This window comes from Enterobacter sp. E14S (assembly GCF_055666685.1).
Window position 1 is genome coordinate 279252 of record NZ_JBVODQ010000002.1, and the last position, 16880, is coordinate 296131.

The window sequence follows — 16880 nt, forward strand, 5'->3', positions numbered from 1 at the left end:
GAATGTGTCGCACATCTCCTGCTACGTTGACAGCGCTGCGATAAAGATGGCAGAAAAGGTGTTATACCTTTAATGTAATTTACATAAACCTGCGAACATCTAAATATCCTGAACGTTTAAGAGAATAAAAATAACGTCATGAAACGTGCTTTCTGACTGTTGATATAAAGCAGCACAATAACTATCTGTCAGGCAGTCTGCCGGGCCGGGATGCGAGGGAAAACCTTCAGAGGGAATTGCTTAACTGTTACACACAGCTTCAACCCGGGCAGCTCCGCACGAGCAACCTGAAAGTGAATAGATATGATAAATGCAAATCGTCCGATAATGAATCTCGACCTCGATCTGCTGAGAACGTTTGTTGCGGTCGCCGATCTCAACACTTTTGCAGCAGCTGCTGCCGCCGTTTGCCGAACTCAGTCCGCCGTTAGCCAGCAAATGCAGCGGCTGGAGCAACTGGTTGGTAAAGAGCTTTTTGCACGTCACGGGCGTAATAAGCTCTTAACGGAACACGGTATTCAGCTACTGGGTTATGCCAGGAAAATTCTTCGCTTTAATGATGAAGCATGTATGTCATTAATGTTTAGCAACCTTCAAGGGGTGCTAACGTTAGGCGCATCTGATGAGTCAGCGGATACTATATTACCGTTTCTTCTCAACCGTATTAGTTCGGTTTATCCGAAGCTTGCGCTGGACGTTAGCGTAAAACGTAATGCCTTTATGGTTGAGATGTTAAATGAGCATAAAGTCGACCTTGTGGTGACGACGCATCGTCCCGGGCAGTTTGATTGCCTGACGCTGCGCACATCACCTACACACTGGTATTGCGCAGCCGAGTACGTGCTGCAAAAAGGGGAGCCGGTTCCGCTGGTCTTGCTGGATGACCCAAGCCCGTTCCGCGATATGGTGCTCACGGCGCTGAATGAGGCCAACATTCCGTGGCGTCTGGCGTATGTGGCTTCCACGCTGCCAGCGGTTCGTGCCGCCGTGAAGGCCGGTCTGGGCGTAACGGCCCGTCCGGTAGAGATGATGAGCCCCGATCTGCGCGTCCTGGGGAAATCCGACGGTCTTCCTGCGCTGCCGGATACGGAGTATCTGCTCTGCCACAATTCGTCCAGCCATAATGAGTTGGCCAAAGTGGTGTTCGAGGCGATGGAAAACTACCATAACCCGTGGCAGTTCGAGCGCGTTACCTCCGAAGGGGGGGATGACTCCCTGATCGTCGAAGGGGATTTTGAGTGATCGATAGCTCATTATTCTGGTAACAAAATGTAAGTGTAAAAAACAGCCACTCGTGTGATTTTCACATGCAGTGGCTTTTTTTACGCAATAATATCCGCTTATAGCGCAAGGTTTTTCAGAATACTATCTTATTTATCAACGGGCTGAATGCATTTGCTTAAAATTTGTCCGTTTTTCGTTCTGACTTCGCCCATATCCCTCTCATGTTAAAAAAACAGGAAATATGTTGCCGTTTTCCATGTTGAATTAACAAAAGCGTGTCGCAGATCAAGAAAATACTCCTATTTGGGGGGAGGAATCGTTGGCAAATCCTGTCAAAATAGGAGGGTTATTTTTTTACTTCCGAAACGGACACGATTCAACAACATACATTTGACGGAAAGTCATGCACCCACCAGGGTTAAAGGGCACCAAATGTTAATGAGAATCGCTCGATGTAATTTAATGTGAAGAAACCTTTGTTAAAGTTGACAATAGGTTATAGAAAGGAGTAAAAAACCCCATCATTTTGCTGTCTACGTCTCATTTCTGACAGTTAGTGTAAGGTTATTTGTTCCTCCCCATGAATCGATGTGATGCCCATCTGCCAGCAAGAGCAGTGTCGTTGGTATCACTTTTGATGAGTAAGCAATGAGTATGTCAACATCCACAGAAGTCATCGCTCATCACTGGGCATTCGCAATCTTTCTTATTGTAGCCATTGGCCTGTGCTGCCTGATGTTAGTCGGCGGCTGGTTCCTGGGCGGTCGCGCCCGTGCAAGGCACAAAAACACACCTTTCGAATCAGGTATTGATTCAGTAGGTTCCGCTCGCTTACGCCTGTCTGCCAAGTTCTATCTGGTAGCCATGTTCTTCGTCATCTTCGACGTGGAAGCGCTTTACCTTTTCGCATGGTCAACGTCCATCCGCGAAAGTGGTTGGGTGGGCTTTGTCGAGGCCGCAATTTTCATTTTAGTGCTACTGGCCGGTCTGGTTTATCTGGTGCGTATTGGCGCGCTTGACTGGACGCCTGCGCGTTCACGTCGTGAACACATCAACCCGGAAAACAGTATCTCTAATCGTCAGCAGTAACAGCGAGGCAATAAGATGGATTATACGCTCACCCGCATAGATCCTAACGGTGAGAATGACCGTTACCCCCTGCAAAAACAGGAGATCGTAACCGACCCCCTGGAGCAAGAAGTCAATAAAAGCGTGTACATGGGCAAGCTCGAACATGCCATGCACGATATGGTCAACTGGGGTCGTAAGAACTCCATCTGGCCTTACAACTTTGGCCTTTCTTGCTGCTACGTTGAAATGGTGACGTCATTCACTGCGGTGCATGACGTTGCGCGTTTTGGGGCCGAGGTACTCCGTGCTTCCCCGCGTCAGGCTGACCTGATGGTGGTAGCCGGTACGTGCTTTACCAAGATGGCACCTGTTATTCAGCGTCTGTATGACCAGATGCTGGAGCCAAAATGGGTTATCTCCATGGGCGCATGTGCAAACTCTGGCGGTATGTACGACATTTATTCCGTCGTGCAGGGCGTAGATAAATTTATCCCAGTGGATGTGTACATCCCGGGTTGTCCGCCACGTCCGGAAGCCTACATGCAGGCGCTGATGCTGCTGCAGGAATCTATTGGTAAAGAACGTCGCCCACTGTCGTGGGTTGTTGGCGATCAGGGTGTGTATCGCGCGAACATGCAGTCTGAGCGCGAGCGTAAACGTGGTGAACGTATTGCCGTCACCAATCTGCGTACGCCTGACGAAATTTAATTTGCGCCTGTAGGCCTGGAGAACACCTTCGCATATCACTACTCAAATAGCGCGAAGCCAGGCTCAACAGTCACCACGGACCATTTGCAATGGTGAACAATATGACCGACTTAACCGCGCAAGAAGCCGCCTGGCAGACACGGGATCATCTGGATGACCCAGTCATTGGCGAACTGCGCAACCGTTTTGGGCCGGATGCCTTTACTGTTCAGGCTACCCGCACCGGGGTACCCGTTGTTTGGGTGAAGCGTGAGCAATTGCTGGAAGTTGTCGATTTCCTCAAGAAATTGCCAAAACCGTACGTCATGCTGTTTGACTTACACGGCATGGATGAACGTCTGCGTACCCACCGCCAGGGTCTCCCTGCTGCGGATTTTTCCGTTTTCTACCACCTGATCTCAATAGACCGTAATACGGATATCATGCTCAAGGTGGCATTGTCTGAAAACGACATGCATCTGCCGACGATCACCAAACTTTTCCCGAACGCGAACTGGTATGAGCGTGAAACCTGGGAAATGTTCGGCATGACCTTCGACGGCCACCCGCATCTGACGCGCATCATGATGCCGCAGACCTGGACCGGCCACCCGCTGCGTAAAGACTACCCTGCGCGTGCAACCGAATTCGATCCGTTTGAGCTGACCAAAGCCAAACAGGACCTGGAAATGGAAGCGCTGACCTTCAAACCGGAAGACTGGGGCATGAAGCGCGGTACCGACAACGAGGACTTCATGTTCCTCAACCTCGGTCCAAACCACCCGTCTGCGCACGGTGCATTCCGTATTATTCTTCAGCTTGATGGCGAAGAGATTGTCGACTGCGTTCCGGACATCGGCTACCACCACCGTGGTGCTGAGAAGATGGGCGAGCGTCAGTCCTGGCACAGCTACATTCCGTATACCGACCGTATCGAGTACCTCGGCGGCTGCGTCAACGAAATGCCATACGTGCTGGCCGTTGAGAAACTGGCGGGTATCGTTACGCCGGATCGCGTTAACGTGATTCGCGTTATGCTCTCAGAACTGTTCCGTATCAACAGCCACCTGCTGTACATCTCCACGTTCATTCAGGACGTCGGCGCGATGACCCCGGTCTTCTTCGCCTTTACCGACCGTCAGAAAATCTACGATCTGGTGGAAGCGATTACCGGTTTTCGTATGCACCCGGCCTGGTTCCGTATCGGCGGCGTGGCACACGATCTGCCGCGCGGTTGGGACCGTCTGCTGCGTGAGTTCCTCGACTGGATGCCAAAACGTCTGGCGTCATACGAGAAAGCCGCGCTGCGTAACACCATCCTGAAAGGCCGTTCCCAGGGCGTTGCTGCCTACGGCGCGAAAGAAGCGCTGGAGTGGGGTACGACAGGTGCAGGTCTGCGTGCGACCGGTATTGATTTCGACGTGCGTAAAGCGCGCCCTTACTCTGGCTACGAGAACTTCGACTTTGAAGTCCCGGTGGGCGGCGGTGTTTCCGACTGCTACACCCGCGTGATGCTGAAAGTGGAAGAATTGCGCCAGAGTCTGCGCATCCTTGAGCAGTGCCTCAACAACATGCCGGAAGGCCCGTTCAAGGCGGATCACCCGCTGACGACGCCGCCACCGAAAGAGCGCACGCTGCAACATATCGAAACCCTGATCACCCACTTCCTGCAGGTTTCATGGGGTCCGGTCATGCCGGCGCAAGAATCCTTCCAGATGATTGAAGCGACCAAGGGTATCAACAGTTACTACCTGACCAGTGACGGCAGCACCATGAGCTACCGTACCCGCGTGCGTACGCCAAGCTTTGCGCACCTGCAGCAGATCCCGTCCGCCATCCGCGGCAGTCTGGTCTCCGACCTGATTGTGTATCTGGGTAGTATCGATTTTGTTATGTCAGATGTGGACCGCTAATTATGCACGAGAATCAACAACCACAAACCGAGGCTTTTGAGCTGAGTGAAGCAGAACGTGCCGCCATTGAGCACGAGATGCACCACTACGAAGACCCGCGTGCGGCGTCCATTGAAGCGCTGAAAATCGTACAGAAACAGCGTGGTTGGGTGCCGGATGGGGCGATCTATGAGATCGCGAAAGTGCTGGGTATTCCGGCAAGTGACGTAGAGGGCGTAGCCACGTTCTACAGCCAGATCTTCCGTCAGCCGGTCGGCCGCCATGTGATCCGCTACTGTGACAGCGTTGTCTGCCACATTACCGGTTATCAGGGCATTCAGGCTGCGATTGAGAAAAAACTCAATATCAAGCCGGGCCAGACCACGTTCGATGGACGCTTTACCCTGCTGCCAACCTGCTGCCTGGGTAACTGCGACAAGGGGCCGACCATGATGATTGATGAGGACACTCACAGCCATCTGACGCCGGAAGCGATTCCTGACCTGCTGGAGCAGTACAAATGAAAACTGTAATTCGTACTGCTGAGACGCATCCGCTGACTTGGCGTCTGCGCGATGACAAACAGCCGGTATGGCTCGACGAATACCAGAGCAAAAACGGCTATGCCGGCGCGCGTAAAGCCCTTGGCGGCATGGCACCGGACGACATCGTTAATGCGGTGAAAGACTCCGGCCTGAAAGGGCGCGGCGGTGCGGGCTTCTCCACCGGTCTGAAGTGGAGCCTGATGCCGAAAGACGAATCCATGAACATCCGTTACCTGCTGTGTAACGCCGATGAAATGGAGCCGGGTACCTATAAAGACCGCCTGCTGATGGAACAGCTGCCGCACCTGCTGGTGGAAGGCATGCTGATCTCCGCGTTCGCGCTGAAAGCCTACCGTGGCTACATCTTCCTGCGCGGTGAGTACATCGAAGCGGCGGAAAACCTGCGTCGCGCGATTGCCGAAGCCACCGAAGCGGGCCTGCTGGGTAAAAACATCCTGGGCACCGGGTTTGACTTTGAGCTGTTCGTGCACACCGGTGCAGGGCGTTATATCTGCGGTGAAGAAACCGCACTGATTAACTCCCTGGAAGGCCGCCGCGCGAACCCGCGTTCCAAGCCACCGTTCCCGGCAAGTTCCGGCGTATGGGGTAAACCGACCTGCGTAAACAACGTTGAAACCCTGTGTAACGTTCCGGCTATCCTCGCCAACGGCGTGGAGTGGTATCAGGGCATCTCCTCAAGCAAAGATGCCGGTACCAAGCTGATGGGCTTCTCTGGTCGCGTTAAAAATCCTGGCGTCTGGGAACTGCCGTTCGGTACCACCGCACGTGAAATTCTTGAAGACTACGCTGGCGGCATGCGCGATGGCCTGAAATTCAAGGCCTGGCAGCCGGGTGGGGCAGGGACAGACTTCCTGACCGAAGCCCATCTTGACCTGCCAATGGAATTCGAAAGCATTGGTAAAGCAGGCAGCCGTCTGGGTACGGCGCTGGCGATGGCCGTCGACCACGAGATCGGCATGGTCTCGCTGGTGCGTAACCTGGAAGAGTTCTTCGCCCGCGAGTCCTGCGGCTGGTGTACACCGTGCCGTGATGGTCTGCCGTGGAGCGTGAAGATCCTGCGAGCAATCGAACGTGGCGAAGGCCAGCCTGGGGATATCGAGACGCTTGAGCAACTGTGTCGATTCTTAGGTCCGGGTAAAACCTTCTGTGCCCACGCACCGGGTGCCGTCGAACCTCTGCAGAGCGCGATCAAATATTTCCGCGACGAGTTCGAAGCAGGCATCAAGCAGCCGTTCAGCAATACCCATGCCATCAATGGGATTCAGCCGAACCTGCTTAAAGCGCGCTGGTAACGACAAGAATTTTGATTAACGCTCGGTTTCGACCGAGCCAACTGGAAGCATGCTAATGGCTACGATTCATGTAGACGGCAAAGAATACGAAGTCAACGGGGCGGACAACCTGCTGGAAGCTTGTCTGTCTCTTGGCCTCGATATTCCGTACTTTTGCTGGCATCCGGCGCTGGGCAGCGTCGGTGCTTGCCGCCAGTGTGCGGTGAAGCAATATCAAAACGCGGAAGACACGCGTGGTCGCCTGGTGATGTCCTGTATGACGCCAGCCACCGAAGGCACTTTTATTTCGATTGATGACGAAGAAGCTAAACAGTTCCGCGAAAGCGTTGTGGAATGGTTGATGACCAACCACCCGCACGACTGTCCGGTCTGTGAAGAGGGCGGTAACTGCCACCTTCAGGATATGACCGTGATGACCGGCCACAGCTTCCGTCGCTATCGCTTTACCAAGCGTACCCACCGTAACCAGGACCTGGGGCCGTTCATCTCTCACGAAATGAACCGCTGCATCGCCTGCTACCGCTGCGTGCGTTACTACAAAGATTACGCAGACGGTCAGGATCTGGGCGTGTATGGCGCGCATGACAACGTCTACTTCGGTCGTCCGGAAGACGGTACGCTGGAAAGCGAATTCTCCGGTAACCTGGTAGAAATCTGCCCGACCGGCGTATTCACGGATAAAACCCACTCCGAGCGTTACAACCGTAAATGGGACATGCAGTTTGCGCCTAGCATCTGCCAGCAGTGTTCCCTCGGCTGTAACACCAGCCCGGGTGAGCGTTACGGCGAGCTGCGCCGTATCGAAAACCGTTACAACGGCACCGTTAACCACTACTTCCTGTGCGACCGCGGTCGTTTCGGCTATGGCTATGTGAACCTGAAAGACCGTCCGCGTCAGCCGGTTCAGCGCCGTGGCGACGACTTCATTACCCTGAACGCTGAGCAGGCGATGCAGGGCGCGGCAGATATTCTGCGCCAGTCGAAGAAAGTGATCGGTATCGGCTCCCCGCGCGCCAGCATCGAAAGCAACTTTGCGCTGCGCGAGCTGGTTGGAGCGGAAAACTTCTATACCGGTATCGCTCAGGGCGAGCAGGAACGTCTGCAGCTGGTACTGAAAGTGCTGCGTGAAGGCGGTATTCATACCCCTGCGCTGCGCGAAATCGAATCTTATGATGCGGTCCTGGTGCTGGGTGAAGACCTGACGCAGACGGGCGCACGTGCGGCTCTGGCGGTTCGTCAGGCGGTGAAGGGTAAAGCACGTGAAATGGCAGCGGCGCAGAAAGTGGCTGACTGGCAGATTGCGGCGATCCTCAACATCGGCCAGCGCGCGAAGCATCCTCTGTTTGTGACCAACGTCGACAGCACCCGTCTGGACGATATCGCCGCGTGGACCTACTGCGCGCCGGTTGAAGATCAGGCGCGTCTTGGCTTTGCCATTGCCCACGCGCTGGACAGCAACTCCCCAGCCGTTGAGCTGGATCGCGACCTGCAAAACAAGGTCGACGTGATTGTTCAGGCCCTGGCGGGTGCGAAGAAACCGCTGATTATTTCCGGTACCAACGCCGGTAGCGCGGAGATCATTCAGGCGGCAGCCAACGTTGCCAAAGCCCTGAAAGGCCGCGGTGCTGACGTTGGCGTGACCATGATTGCCCGTGCGGTGAACAGCATTGGTCTGGGCATGATCGGCGGCGGCTCGCTGGAAGCAGCGTTAAGCGAACTGGAATCTGGCTCTGCTGACGCCGTTGTGGTGCTGGAAAACGATCTGCATCGCCACGCCTCTGCTGCTCGCGTTGACGCCGCGCTCTCCAAAGCGCCGCTGGTGATGGTCATTGACCATCAGCGCACCGCGATCATGGACAAAGCGCACCTGGTGCTCTCTGCGGCAAGCTTCGCAGAAAGCGACGGTACCGTTATCAACAACGAAGGTCGCGCACAGCGTTTCTTCCAGGTTTACGATCCGGCGTACTACGACAGCAACACCGTGATGCTGGAAAGCTGGCGCTGGCTGCACTCCCTGCACAGCACCGTACAGAGCCGTGAAGTGGACTGGACGCAGCTCGACCACGTTATCGACGCGGTAGTGGAAAAACTGCCTCAGCTGGCAGGCATTAAAGATGCCGCACCTGAAGCAAGCTTCCGCATTCGCGGCCAGAAACTGGCGCGTGAACCGCACCGTTACAGCGGCCGTACCGCGATGCGTGCCAATATCAGCGTGCACGAACCGCGCCAGCCGCAGGATAAAGACACCATGTTCGCCTTCTCAATGGAAGGGAACAACCAGCCGTCTGCGCCGCGTTCGCAAATCCCATTCGCATGGGCGCCGGGCTGGAACTCCCCGCAGGCATGGAACAAGTTCCAGGCTGAAGTGGGTGGCTCCCTGCGTCACGGCGATCCGGGCGTGCGTCTGATTGAAGCCTCCGAAACCGGTCTGGACTTCTTCACCACCGTACCGGCGAGCTTCCAGGCGCAGGAAGGTAACTGGCGTATCGCGCCGTACTACCATCTGTTCGGTAGCGACGAGCTGTCCCAGCGTTCACCGGTCTTCCAGACCCGCATGCCGCAGCCTTACATCAAGCTTAACCCGGCGGATGCCGCGAAGCTTGGCGTAAACGCGGGCGCAAACATTGCCTTTAGCTATGACGGCCAGACAATCAGCCTGCCGCTGATTATCTCCGAAGGTCTGACAGCAGGGCAGGTGGGTCTGCCGATGGGTATGCCTGGCATCGCGCCGGTTCTGGCGGGTGCGCGTCTTGATAATCTGCAGGAGGCAAAAGCATGAGTTGGTTAACGCCGGATCTTATCGACATCCTGCTGAGCATTCTGAAAGCGATTGTTATCCTGCTGGTGGTGGTCACCTGCGGCGCGTTCATGAGCTTTGGTGAACGTCGTCTGCTCGGTCTGTTCCAGAACCGTTACGGACCGAACCGCGTGGGCTGGGGTGGTTCACTCCAGCTGGTCGCTGACATGATCAAGATGTTCTTTAAAGAGGACTGGATCCCGCGCTTCTCGGACCGCGTGATCTTTACTCTGGCACCGATGATCGCCTTCACCTCGCTGCTGCTGGCGTTTGCTATCGTTCCGGTCAGCCCGACCTGGGTGGTCGCTGACCTGAACATCGGCATTCTGTTCTTCCTGATGATGGCAGGCCTCGCGGTTTACGCTGTGCTGTTCGCAGGCTGGTCCAGTAACAACAAATACTCGCTGCTGGGTGCGATGCGTGCTTCCGCGCAGACGCTGAGCTACGAAGTGTTCCTGGGGCTCTCCCTGATGGGCGTGGTGGCGCAGGCCGGTTCATTCAACATGACCGACATCGTCAATAACCAGGCCGACATCTGGAACGTTATCCCGCAGTTCTTTGGGTTTATTACCTTTGCCATCGCGGGCGTGGCGGTGTGTCACCGTCACCCGTTTGACCAGCCAGAAGCCGAACAGGAACTGGCCGACGGTTACCACATCGAATATTCCGGTATGAAATTCGGTCTGTTCTTCGTGGGCGAGTACATCGGTATCGTCACCATTTCCGCGTTGATGGTAACGCTGTTCTTCGGTGGCTGGCATGGCCCGTTCTTACCGCCTTTCATCTGGTTCGCGCTGAAAACCGCGTTCTTCATGATGATGTTCATTTTGATTCGCGCAGCGTTACCGCGTCCGCGTTATGACCAGGTAATGTCCTTCGGCTGGAAAGTGTGCCTGCCGCTGACGCTCGTCAACTTGTTGGTAACGGCGGCTGTCATTCTCTGGCAGCAGCCATAAGGGGCTATAGACCATGACCTTAAAAGAATTACTGGTAGGCTTCGGTACCCAGGTACGCAGTATCTGGATGATCGGCCTGCACGCGTTTGCCAAACGCGAAACCCGGATGTACCCGGAAGAGCCGGTATATCTGCCGCCGCGCTACCGTGGCCGTATCGTGCTGACGCGCGACCCGGACGGTTCCGAGCGCTGCGTTGCCTGTAACCTGTGTGCGGTAGCGTGTCCGGTCGGCTGTATCTCTCTGCAGAAAGCAGAGACGGTAGACGGCCGCTGGTACCCTGAGTTCTTCCGCATCAACTTCTCACGCTGCATCTTCTGCGGTCTGTGTGAAGAAGCGTGCCCAACCACGGCGATTCAGCTGACTCCGGACTTTGAGCTGGGTGAGTACAAGCGTCAGGACCTGGTGTACGAGAAAGAGGATCTGCTGATTTCCGGTCCGGGCAAATACCCGGAATATAACTTCTACCGGATGGCGGGTATGGCAATCGACGGCAAAGATAAGGGTGAAGCAGAGAACGAAGCTAAGCCTATCGACGTCAAGAGCCTGTTACCGTAAGGAGAGGGCAATGGAATTCGCTTTTTATATCTGTGGCCTTATCGCCATCCTGGCTACGCTGCGAGTGATTACGCACACCAATCCGGTGCATGCGCTTCTGTACTTAATCATCTCGCTGCTGGCCATTTCCGGGGTGTTCTTCGCACTGGGCGCCCATTTCGCCGGTGCGCTGGAAATCATCGTCTACGCCGGGGCCATCATGGTGCTGTTCGTGTTCGTGGTGATGATGCTGAACCTGGGCGGCTCTGAGATTGAGCAGGAACGTCAGTGGTTAAAACCGCAGGTGTGGATTGGCCCGGCAATTTTGTCGGCCATCATGCTGGCGGTGATTGTTTACGCCATCCTGGGCGTCAACGATCAGGGCATCGACGGCACGCCGATTGGCGCTAAAGAGGTCGGTATCACGCTCTTTGGCCCATACGTTCTGGCGGTTGAACTGGCCTCAATGCTGCTGCTGGCAGGTCTGGTTGTTGCTTTCCACGTTGGCCGCGAAGAGCGTGCTGGCGAGGTGCTGAGCAACCGCACTGACGACCGCGCGAAAAGAAAAACGGAGGAGCGCGCATGATCCCCTTAACACATGGACTGATCCTCGCTGCGATTTTATTCGTTCTGGGTCTGACCGGTCTGGTTATCCGCCGCAATCTGCTGTTTATGCTGATCGGTCTGGAAATCATGATTAACGCCTCCGCGCTGGCCTTCGTGGTCGCCGGAAGCTACTGGGGCCAGACCGATGGTCAGGTGATGTACATTCTCGCCATCAGCCTCGCGGCTGCCGAAGCGAGTATTGGCCTGGCGCTGTTGCTGCAGCTCCATCGTCGCCGCCAGAACCTGAACATCGATTCAGTAAGTGAGTTGCGTGGATGAACATGCTTGCCTTAACCATTATTTTTCCGCTGATTGGCTTCGTGCTGCTGGCGTTTTCTCGCGGCCGCTGGTCTGAGAATCTGTCTGCGACCGTGGGCATTGGCTCCATCGGTCTGGCTGCGCTGGTGACGGCGTATGCGGGTATCGACTTCTTTAACAACGGGCGTCAGCCTTTCAGCGTGCCGCTGTGGACCTGGATGTCGGTCGGTGATTTCAACATCGGCTTCAACCTGGTGCTGGACGGCCTCTCGCTGACCATGCTTTCCGTGGTCACCGGCGTTGGCTTCCTGATCCACATGTTCGCCTCCTGGTATATGCGCGGTGAAGAGGGTTACTCCCGCTTCTTCGCCTACACCAACCTGTTTATCGCCAGCATGGTGGTTCTGGTGCTGGCCGATAACCTGCTGTTGATGTATCTGGGCTGGGAAGGCGTAGGTCTGTGTTCTTACCTGCTGATCGGTTTCTACTACACCGATCCGAAGAATGGCGCAGCGGCCATGAAAGCGTTCGTCGTGACCCGCGTGGGTGACGTCTTCCTCGCTTTCGCTCTGTTCATTCTGTACAACGAACTGGGCACGCTGAACTTCCGCGAAATGGTGGAACTGGCGCCGGCGCACTTCGCTGCAGGCAACAACATGCTGTGGTGGGCTACGCTGATGCTGCTGGGTGGTGCCGTGGGTAAATCCGCGCAGCTGCCGTTGCAGACCTGGCTGGCCGACGCGATGGCGGGTCCAACCCCTGTCTCCGCGCTGATCCACGCTGCGACCATGGTAACCGCCGGTGTCTACCTGATTGCGCGTACCCATGGCCTGTTCCTGATGACCCCGGAAATTCTACATCTGGTGGGTATCGTCGGTGCGGTCACGCTGGTGCTGGCAGGCTTTGCCGCGCTGGTGCAGACCGACATCAAGCGTGTTCTCGCGTACTCCACCATGAGCCAGATTGGTTACATGTTCCTGGCGCTGGGCGTTCAGGCGTGGGACGCGGCCATTTTCCACCTGATGACGCACGCGTTCTTTAAAGCGCTGCTGTTCCTCTCATCCGGTTCCGTGATTCTGGCCTGCCATCACGAGCAGAACATCTTCAAGATGGGCGGACTGCGTAAGTCCATCCCGCTGGTTTATGTCTGCTTCCTGGTGGGCGGCGCGGCGCTGGCGGCACTGCCGCTGATCACCGCGGGCTTCTTCAGTAAGGACGAAATCCTTGCGGGTGCCATGGCGAATGGTCATATCAATCTGATGGTTGCGGGTCTGGTCGGTGCGTTTATGACCTCCCTGTATACCTTCCGTATGATTTTCATCGTATTCCACGGTAAAGAACAAATTCACGCTCACGCAGGGAAGGGGATCACCCACCACCTGCCGCTGATTGTGCTGCTGGTACTCTCCACCTTCGTTGGTGCGATGATTGTGCCTCCGCTGCAGGGCGTACTGCCAGACACTACCGAGCTTGAGCACGGTCGCGTTCTGACGCTTGAAATCACCTCCGGTGTGGTCGCTATCGCGGGTATTCTGATTGCAGCATGGCTGTGGCTGGGTAAACGCACGCTGGTCACTGCCGTTGCCAACAGTGCGCCGGGCCGTCTGCTGGGCACCTGGTGGTACAACGCGTGGGGCTTCGACTGGCTGTACGACATGATCTTCGTTAAGCCGTTCCTGGGCATTGCGTGGCTGCTGAAGCGCGACCCACTGAACAGCCTGATGAATATCCCGGCAATCCTTTCCCGCTTTGCAGGTAAAGGCCTGCTGTACAGCGAGAACGGTTACCTGCGCTGGTATGTGGCGTCCATGAGCATCGGTGCGGTTGTCGTGCTGGCGCTGCTGATGGTGTTGCGTTGATCGTTAAGTGAATTTTATTCGAATTCGTTGAAAATCAGGCCCCTGCTGGGGGCCTTAAAAAGGAATGTAAATCGCCATGTTACTACCCTGGCTAATATTAATTCCCTTCATCGGCGGCTTCCTGTGCTGGCAGACTGAACGCTTTGGCGTGAAGATGCCGCGCTGGATCGCGCTGATCACCATGGGATTGACGCTCGCGCTTGGCCTGCAACTGTGGTTGCAGGGTGGTTACTCACTGACCCAGTCTGCGGGCATTCCGCAGTGGCAGTCTGAGTTCATCCTGCCATGGATCCCGCGTTTCGGCATTACGATCCACCTGGCGATTGACGGTCTGTCGCTGCTGATGGTGGTGCTGACCGGTCTGCTCGGCGTTCTGGCGGTACTTTGCTCCTGGCGAGAAATCGAAAAATACCAGGGCTTCTTCCACCTGAACCTGATGTGGATCCTGGGCGGCGTGATCGGCGTGTTCCTTGCCATCGACATGTTCCTGTTCTTCTTCTTCTGGGAGATGATGCTGGTGCCGATGTACTTCCTGATCGCGCTGTGGGGCCACAAGGCATCCGACGGTAAAACGCGTATCACGGCGGCAACCAAGTTCTTCATCTATACCCAGGCGAGTGGCCTGGTGATGTTGATTGCTATTCTGGCGCTGGTGTTTGTTCACCACAACGCGACCGGAACCTGGACCTTCAACTACGAAGATCTGCTGAAGACGCCTATGTCCCACGGCGTTGAATACCTGCTGATGCTGGGCTTCTTCATCGCGTTCGCGGTGAAAATGCCGGTCGTTCCGCTGCACGGCTGGCTGCCAGACGCGCACTCTCAGGCACCAACGGCGGGTTCCGTTGACCTGGCGGGCATCTTGCTGAAAACGGCGGCCTACGGTCTGCTGCGTTTCGCACTGCCGCTGTTCCCGAATGCCTCCGCAGAGTTCGCACCGATTGCCATGTGGCTGGGTGTGATCGGTATCTTCTACGGTGCCTGGATGGCCTTCACGCAGTACGACATCAAGCGTCTGATTGCCTACACCTCCGTTTCCCACATGGGCTTCGTGCTGATTGCTATCTACACCGGCAGCCAGCTGGCGTACCAGGGCGCGGTGATCCAGATGATTGCGCACGGTCTGTCCGCAGCCGGCCTCTTCATCCTGTGCGGTCAGCTGTACGAACGTCTGCATACCCGCGACATGCGTATGATGGGGGGCCTGTGGAGCAAAATTAAATGGCTGCCAGCGCTGTCCATGTTCTTCGCGGTGGCTACCCTGGGGATGCCGGGTACCGGTAACTTCGTCGGCGAATTTATGATTCTGTTCGGCAGCTTCAAAGTGGTTCCGGTGATTACCGTGATCTCCACCTTTGGTCTGGTGTTCGCTTCCGTGTACTCGCTGGCGATGCTGCACCGCGCTTACTTCGGTAAAGCGAAGAGCGAAATTGCTGCACAAGAACTGCCGGGGATGTCGCTGCGTGAGCTGTTCATCATCCTGCTGCTGGTCGTACTGCTGGTGCTGCTGGGCTTCTTCCCGCAGCCGATTCTGGATACCTCGCATAGCGCGATGGGCAACATCCAGCAGTGGTTTGTTAATTCTGCTTCTACTACAAGGCCGTAATTCGCCATGACAATAACTCCACAACAACTGATCGCGCTGCTACCGCTGCTGATCGTCGGATTGACGGTGGTGGTTGTGATGCTCTCCATTGCGTGGCGACGCAATCACTTCCTGAATGCCACGCTGTCGGTCATCGGCCTGAACGCCGCGTTAGTCTCTCTCTGGTTTGTTGGCCAGGGTGGGGCGATGGACGTCACCCCGCTGATGCGCGTTGACGGTTACGCCATGCTGTATACCGGTCTGGTGCTGCTGGCGAGCCTGGCAACCTGTACCTTTGCGTACCCGTGGCTCGAAGGCTACAACGACAACAAAGAAGAGTTTTACCTGCTGGTTCTGATTGCCGCGCTGGGCGGCATTCTGCTGTCGAATGCGAACCACCTGGCCGCGCTGTTCCTCGGTATTGAGCTGATCTCTCTGCCGCTGTTCGGCCTGATTGGTTACGCCTTCCGTCAGAAGCGCTCCCTGGAAGCAAGCATCAAGTACACCATTCTTTCTGCTGCGGCATCCTCATTCCTGCTGTTTGGTATTGCGCTGCTGTACGCACAGTCCGGTAACCTCTCCTTCATGGCGCTCGGCAAGAGCCTCGGTGACGGCATGCTGCATGAGCCGCTGCTGCTGGCAGGTCTGGGCATGATGATCGTTGGCCTCGGCTTCAAACTCTCTCTGGTTCCGTTCCACCTGTGGACGCCAGACGTCTACCAGGGCGCTCCGGCTCCGGTGTCGACCTTCCTGGCGACGGCGAGCAAGATCGCTATCTTCGGTGTGGTCATGCGTCTGTTCCTGTACGCGCCTGTGGGTGACAGCGAAGCGGTTCGCGTGGTGCTGGGCATTATCGCGTTCGTCTCCATCATCTTCGGTAACCTGATGGCGCTGAGCCAGACCAACATCAAGCGTCTGCTGGGCTACTCGTCTATCTCTCATCTGGGCTACCTGATGGTGGCGCTGATTGCGCTGCAGAGCGGCGAGATGTCGATGGAAACCGTGGGCGTGTATCTGGCCGGTTACCTGTTCAGCAGTCTCGGCGCCTTCGGCGTGGTGAGCCTGATGTCCAGCCCGTACCGTGGCCCGGATGCCGATTCACTGTTCTCCTACCGTGGTCTGTTCTGGCACCGTCCGATCCTGTCCGCGGTAATGACCGTGATGATGCTCTCTCTGGCAGGTATTCCGATGACGCTTGGCTTCATCGGTAAGTTCTACGTGCTGGCCGTCGGTGTGCAGGCGCACCTGTGGTGGCTGACCGCGGGCGTGGTTATCGGCTCCGCGATTGGTCTCTACTACTACCTGCGTGTTGCCGTGAGCCTGTACCTGAGCGCGCCTCAGCAGCTCAACCGTGATGCCCCAACCAACTGGCAGTACAGCGCCGGTGGTATCGTCGTGCTTATCTCCGCACTGCTGGTGCTGATCTTCGGTATCTATCCGCAGCCGCTGATTGATATCGTGCAGCGAGCGATGCCGCTGATGTAAAAACAAAAAACCCGCCTCGGCGGGTTTTTTTATGGTTTGAGCCCTCTCCCTGAGGGAGAGGGCCAGG

At 56.1% G+C, this 16880-nt stretch carries 14 protein-coding genes; all 14 read left to right on the forward strand.

Annotated elements, in window-relative coordinates; all coding sequences use genetic code 11:
* The first annotated feature begins 303 nt into the window (after positions 1–303).
* The 14 genes from lrhA to nuoN all read left to right on the forward strand — a co-directional run bounded on the left by lrhA (position 304) and on the right by nuoN (position 16813).
* A complete protein-coding gene (lrhA, locus tag ACZ6J2_RS06540; protein WP_029741933.1) occupies positions 304–1242 on the forward strand; it encodes a transcriptional regulator LrhA in 939 nt (312 codons plus the stop codon).
* A 630-nt stretch (positions 1243–1872) separates the two neighbouring features.
* On the forward strand, positions 1873–2313 hold the full coding sequence (gene nuoA / locus ACZ6J2_RS06545) for an NADH-quinone oxidoreductase subunit NuoA (protein WP_014171000.1): 441 nt from the start codon (positions 1873–1875) through the stop codon (positions 2311–2313).
* A 15-nt stretch (positions 2314–2328) separates the two neighbouring features.
* Positions 2329–3003, forward strand: a complete 675-nt coding sequence (nuoB, locus tag ACZ6J2_RS06550; protein WP_003861482.1) for an NADH-quinone oxidoreductase subunit NuoB — start codon at positions 2329–2331, stop codon at positions 3001–3003.
* Positions 3004–3092: 89 nt separating this feature from the next.
* Positions 3093–4895, forward strand: coding sequence for an NADH-quinone oxidoreductase subunit C/D (gene nuoC, locus ACZ6J2_RS06555; RefSeq protein WP_023312537.1), 1803 nt, complete (start codon positions 3093–3095; stop codon positions 4893–4895).
* 2 nt (positions 4896–4897) lie between these two features.
* Complete coding sequence (gene nuoE / locus ACZ6J2_RS06560; RefSeq protein ID WP_006176513.1) at positions 4898–5398, forward strand: NADH-quinone oxidoreductase subunit NuoE; 501 nt, start codon at positions 4898–4900, stop codon at positions 5396–5398.
* Positions 5395–6732: an NADH-quinone oxidoreductase subunit NuoF gene (nuoF, locus tag ACZ6J2_RS06565; RefSeq protein WP_023312536.1), complete on the forward strand. Its 1338-nt coding sequence runs from the start codon at positions 5395–5397 to the stop codon at positions 6730–6732. The genes nuoE and nuoF overlap by 4 nt, the downstream gene beginning before the upstream one ends.
* Positions 6733–6787: 55 nt before the next feature.
* Positions 6788–9511, forward strand: coding sequence for an NADH-quinone oxidoreductase subunit NuoG (nuoG, locus tag ACZ6J2_RS06570; RefSeq protein WP_471725219.1), 2724 nt, complete (start codon positions 6788–6790; stop codon positions 9509–9511).
* Positions 9508–10485 carry an NADH-quinone oxidoreductase subunit NuoH gene (gene nuoH / locus ACZ6J2_RS06575; protein WP_008500211.1) on the forward strand — a complete coding sequence of 326 codons (978 nt, stop codon included), beginning with the start codon at positions 9508–9510 and terminating at the stop codon, positions 10483–10485. The genes nuoG and nuoH overlap by 4 nt, the downstream gene beginning before the upstream one ends.
* 13 nt (positions 10486–10498) lie before the next feature.
* Positions 10499–11041 carry an NADH-quinone oxidoreductase subunit NuoI gene (gene nuoI / locus ACZ6J2_RS06580; RefSeq protein ID WP_003861491.1) on the forward strand — a complete coding sequence of 181 codons (543 nt, stop codon included), beginning with the start codon at positions 10499–10501 and terminating at the stop codon, positions 11039–11041.
* Positions 11042–11051: 10 nt separating this feature from the next.
* The gene (gene nuoJ, locus ACZ6J2_RS06585) at positions 11052–11606 is read left to right on the forward strand and encodes an NADH-quinone oxidoreductase subunit J (RefSeq protein WP_023312534.1); all 555 of its coding nucleotides are present in this window, start codon (positions 11052–11054) and stop codon (positions 11604–11606) included.
* Entirely contained in the window at positions 11603–11905 is a 303-nt protein-coding gene (gene nuoK / locus ACZ6J2_RS06590) for an NADH-quinone oxidoreductase subunit NuoK (RefSeq protein ID WP_003861496.1), read from the forward strand. Before nuoJ ends, nuoK begins: the two co-directional genes overlap by 4 nt.
* The gene (gene nuoL / locus ACZ6J2_RS06595) at positions 11902–13743 is read left to right on the forward strand and encodes an NADH-quinone oxidoreductase subunit L (RefSeq protein WP_014884634.1); all 1842 of its coding nucleotides are present in this window, start codon (positions 11902–11904) and stop codon (positions 13741–13743) included. The genes nuoK and nuoL overlap by 4 nt, the downstream gene beginning before the upstream one ends.
* Before the next feature lie 76 nt (positions 13744–13819).
* On the forward strand, positions 13820–15349 hold the full coding sequence (gene nuoM, locus ACZ6J2_RS06600) for an NADH-quinone oxidoreductase subunit M (protein ID WP_023312532.1): 1530 nt from the start codon (positions 13820–13822) through the stop codon (positions 15347–15349).
* A gap of 6 nt (positions 15350–15355) precedes the next feature.
* The gene (gene nuoN / locus ACZ6J2_RS06605; protein WP_471725220.1) at positions 15356–16813 is read left to right on the forward strand and encodes an NADH-quinone oxidoreductase subunit NuoN; all 1458 of its coding nucleotides are present in this window, start codon (positions 15356–15358) and stop codon (positions 16811–16813) included.
* Positions 16814–16880 lie beyond the last annotated feature (67 nt).

What these genes read in the sequence shown, in the direction of transcription:
- nuoI (WP_003861491.1), top strand. Translation starts at nt 10,499, where the DNA reads ATGACCTTAAAAGAATTACTGGTAGGCTTCGGTACCCAGGTACGCAGT.
- nuoK (WP_003861496.1), top strand. Translation starts at nt 11,603, where the DNA reads ATGATCCCCTTAACACATGGACTGATCCTCGCTGCGATTTTATTCGTT.
- nuoA (WP_014171000.1), top strand. Translation starts at nt 1,873, where the DNA reads ATGAGTATGTCAACATCCACAGAAGTCATCGCTCATCACTGGGCATTC.
- nuoE (WP_006176513.1), top strand. Translation starts at nt 4,898, where the DNA reads ATGCACGAGAATCAACAACCACAAACCGAGGCTTTTGAGCTGAGTGAA.
- nuoG (WP_471725219.1), top strand. Translation starts at nt 6,788, where the DNA reads ATGGCTACGATTCATGTAGACGGCAAAGAATACGAAGTCAACGGGGCG.
- nuoC (WP_023312537.1), top strand. Translation starts at nt 3,093, where the DNA reads ATGGTGAACAATATGACCGACTTAACCGCGCAAGAAGCCGCCTGGCAG.
- nuoH (WP_008500211.1), top strand. Translation starts at nt 9,508, where the DNA reads ATGAGTTGGTTAACGCCGGATCTTATCGACATCCTGCTGAGCATTCTG.
- nuoB (WP_003861482.1), top strand. Translation starts at nt 2,329, where the DNA reads ATGGATTATACGCTCACCCGCATAGATCCTAACGGTGAGAATGACCGT.
- nuoM (WP_023312532.1), top strand. Translation starts at nt 13,820, where the DNA reads ATGTTACTACCCTGGCTAATATTAATTCCCTTCATCGGCGGCTTCCTG.
- nuoF (WP_023312536.1), top strand. Translation starts at nt 5,395, where the DNA reads ATGAAAACTGTAATTCGTACTGCTGAGACGCATCCGCTGACTTGGCGT.
- nuoN (WP_471725220.1), top strand. Translation starts at nt 15,356, where the DNA reads ATGACAATAACTCCACAACAACTGATCGCGCTGCTACCGCTGCTGATC.
- nuoL (WP_014884634.1), top strand. Translation starts at nt 11,902, where the DNA reads ATGAACATGCTTGCCTTAACCATTATTTTTCCGCTGATTGGCTTCGTG.
- nuoJ (WP_023312534.1), top strand. Translation starts at nt 11,052, where the DNA reads ATGGAATTCGCTTTTTATATCTGTGGCCTTATCGCCATCCTGGCTACG.
- lrhA (WP_029741933.1), top strand. Translation starts at nt 304, where the DNA reads ATGATAAATGCAAATCGTCCGATAATGAATCTCGACCTCGATCTGCTG.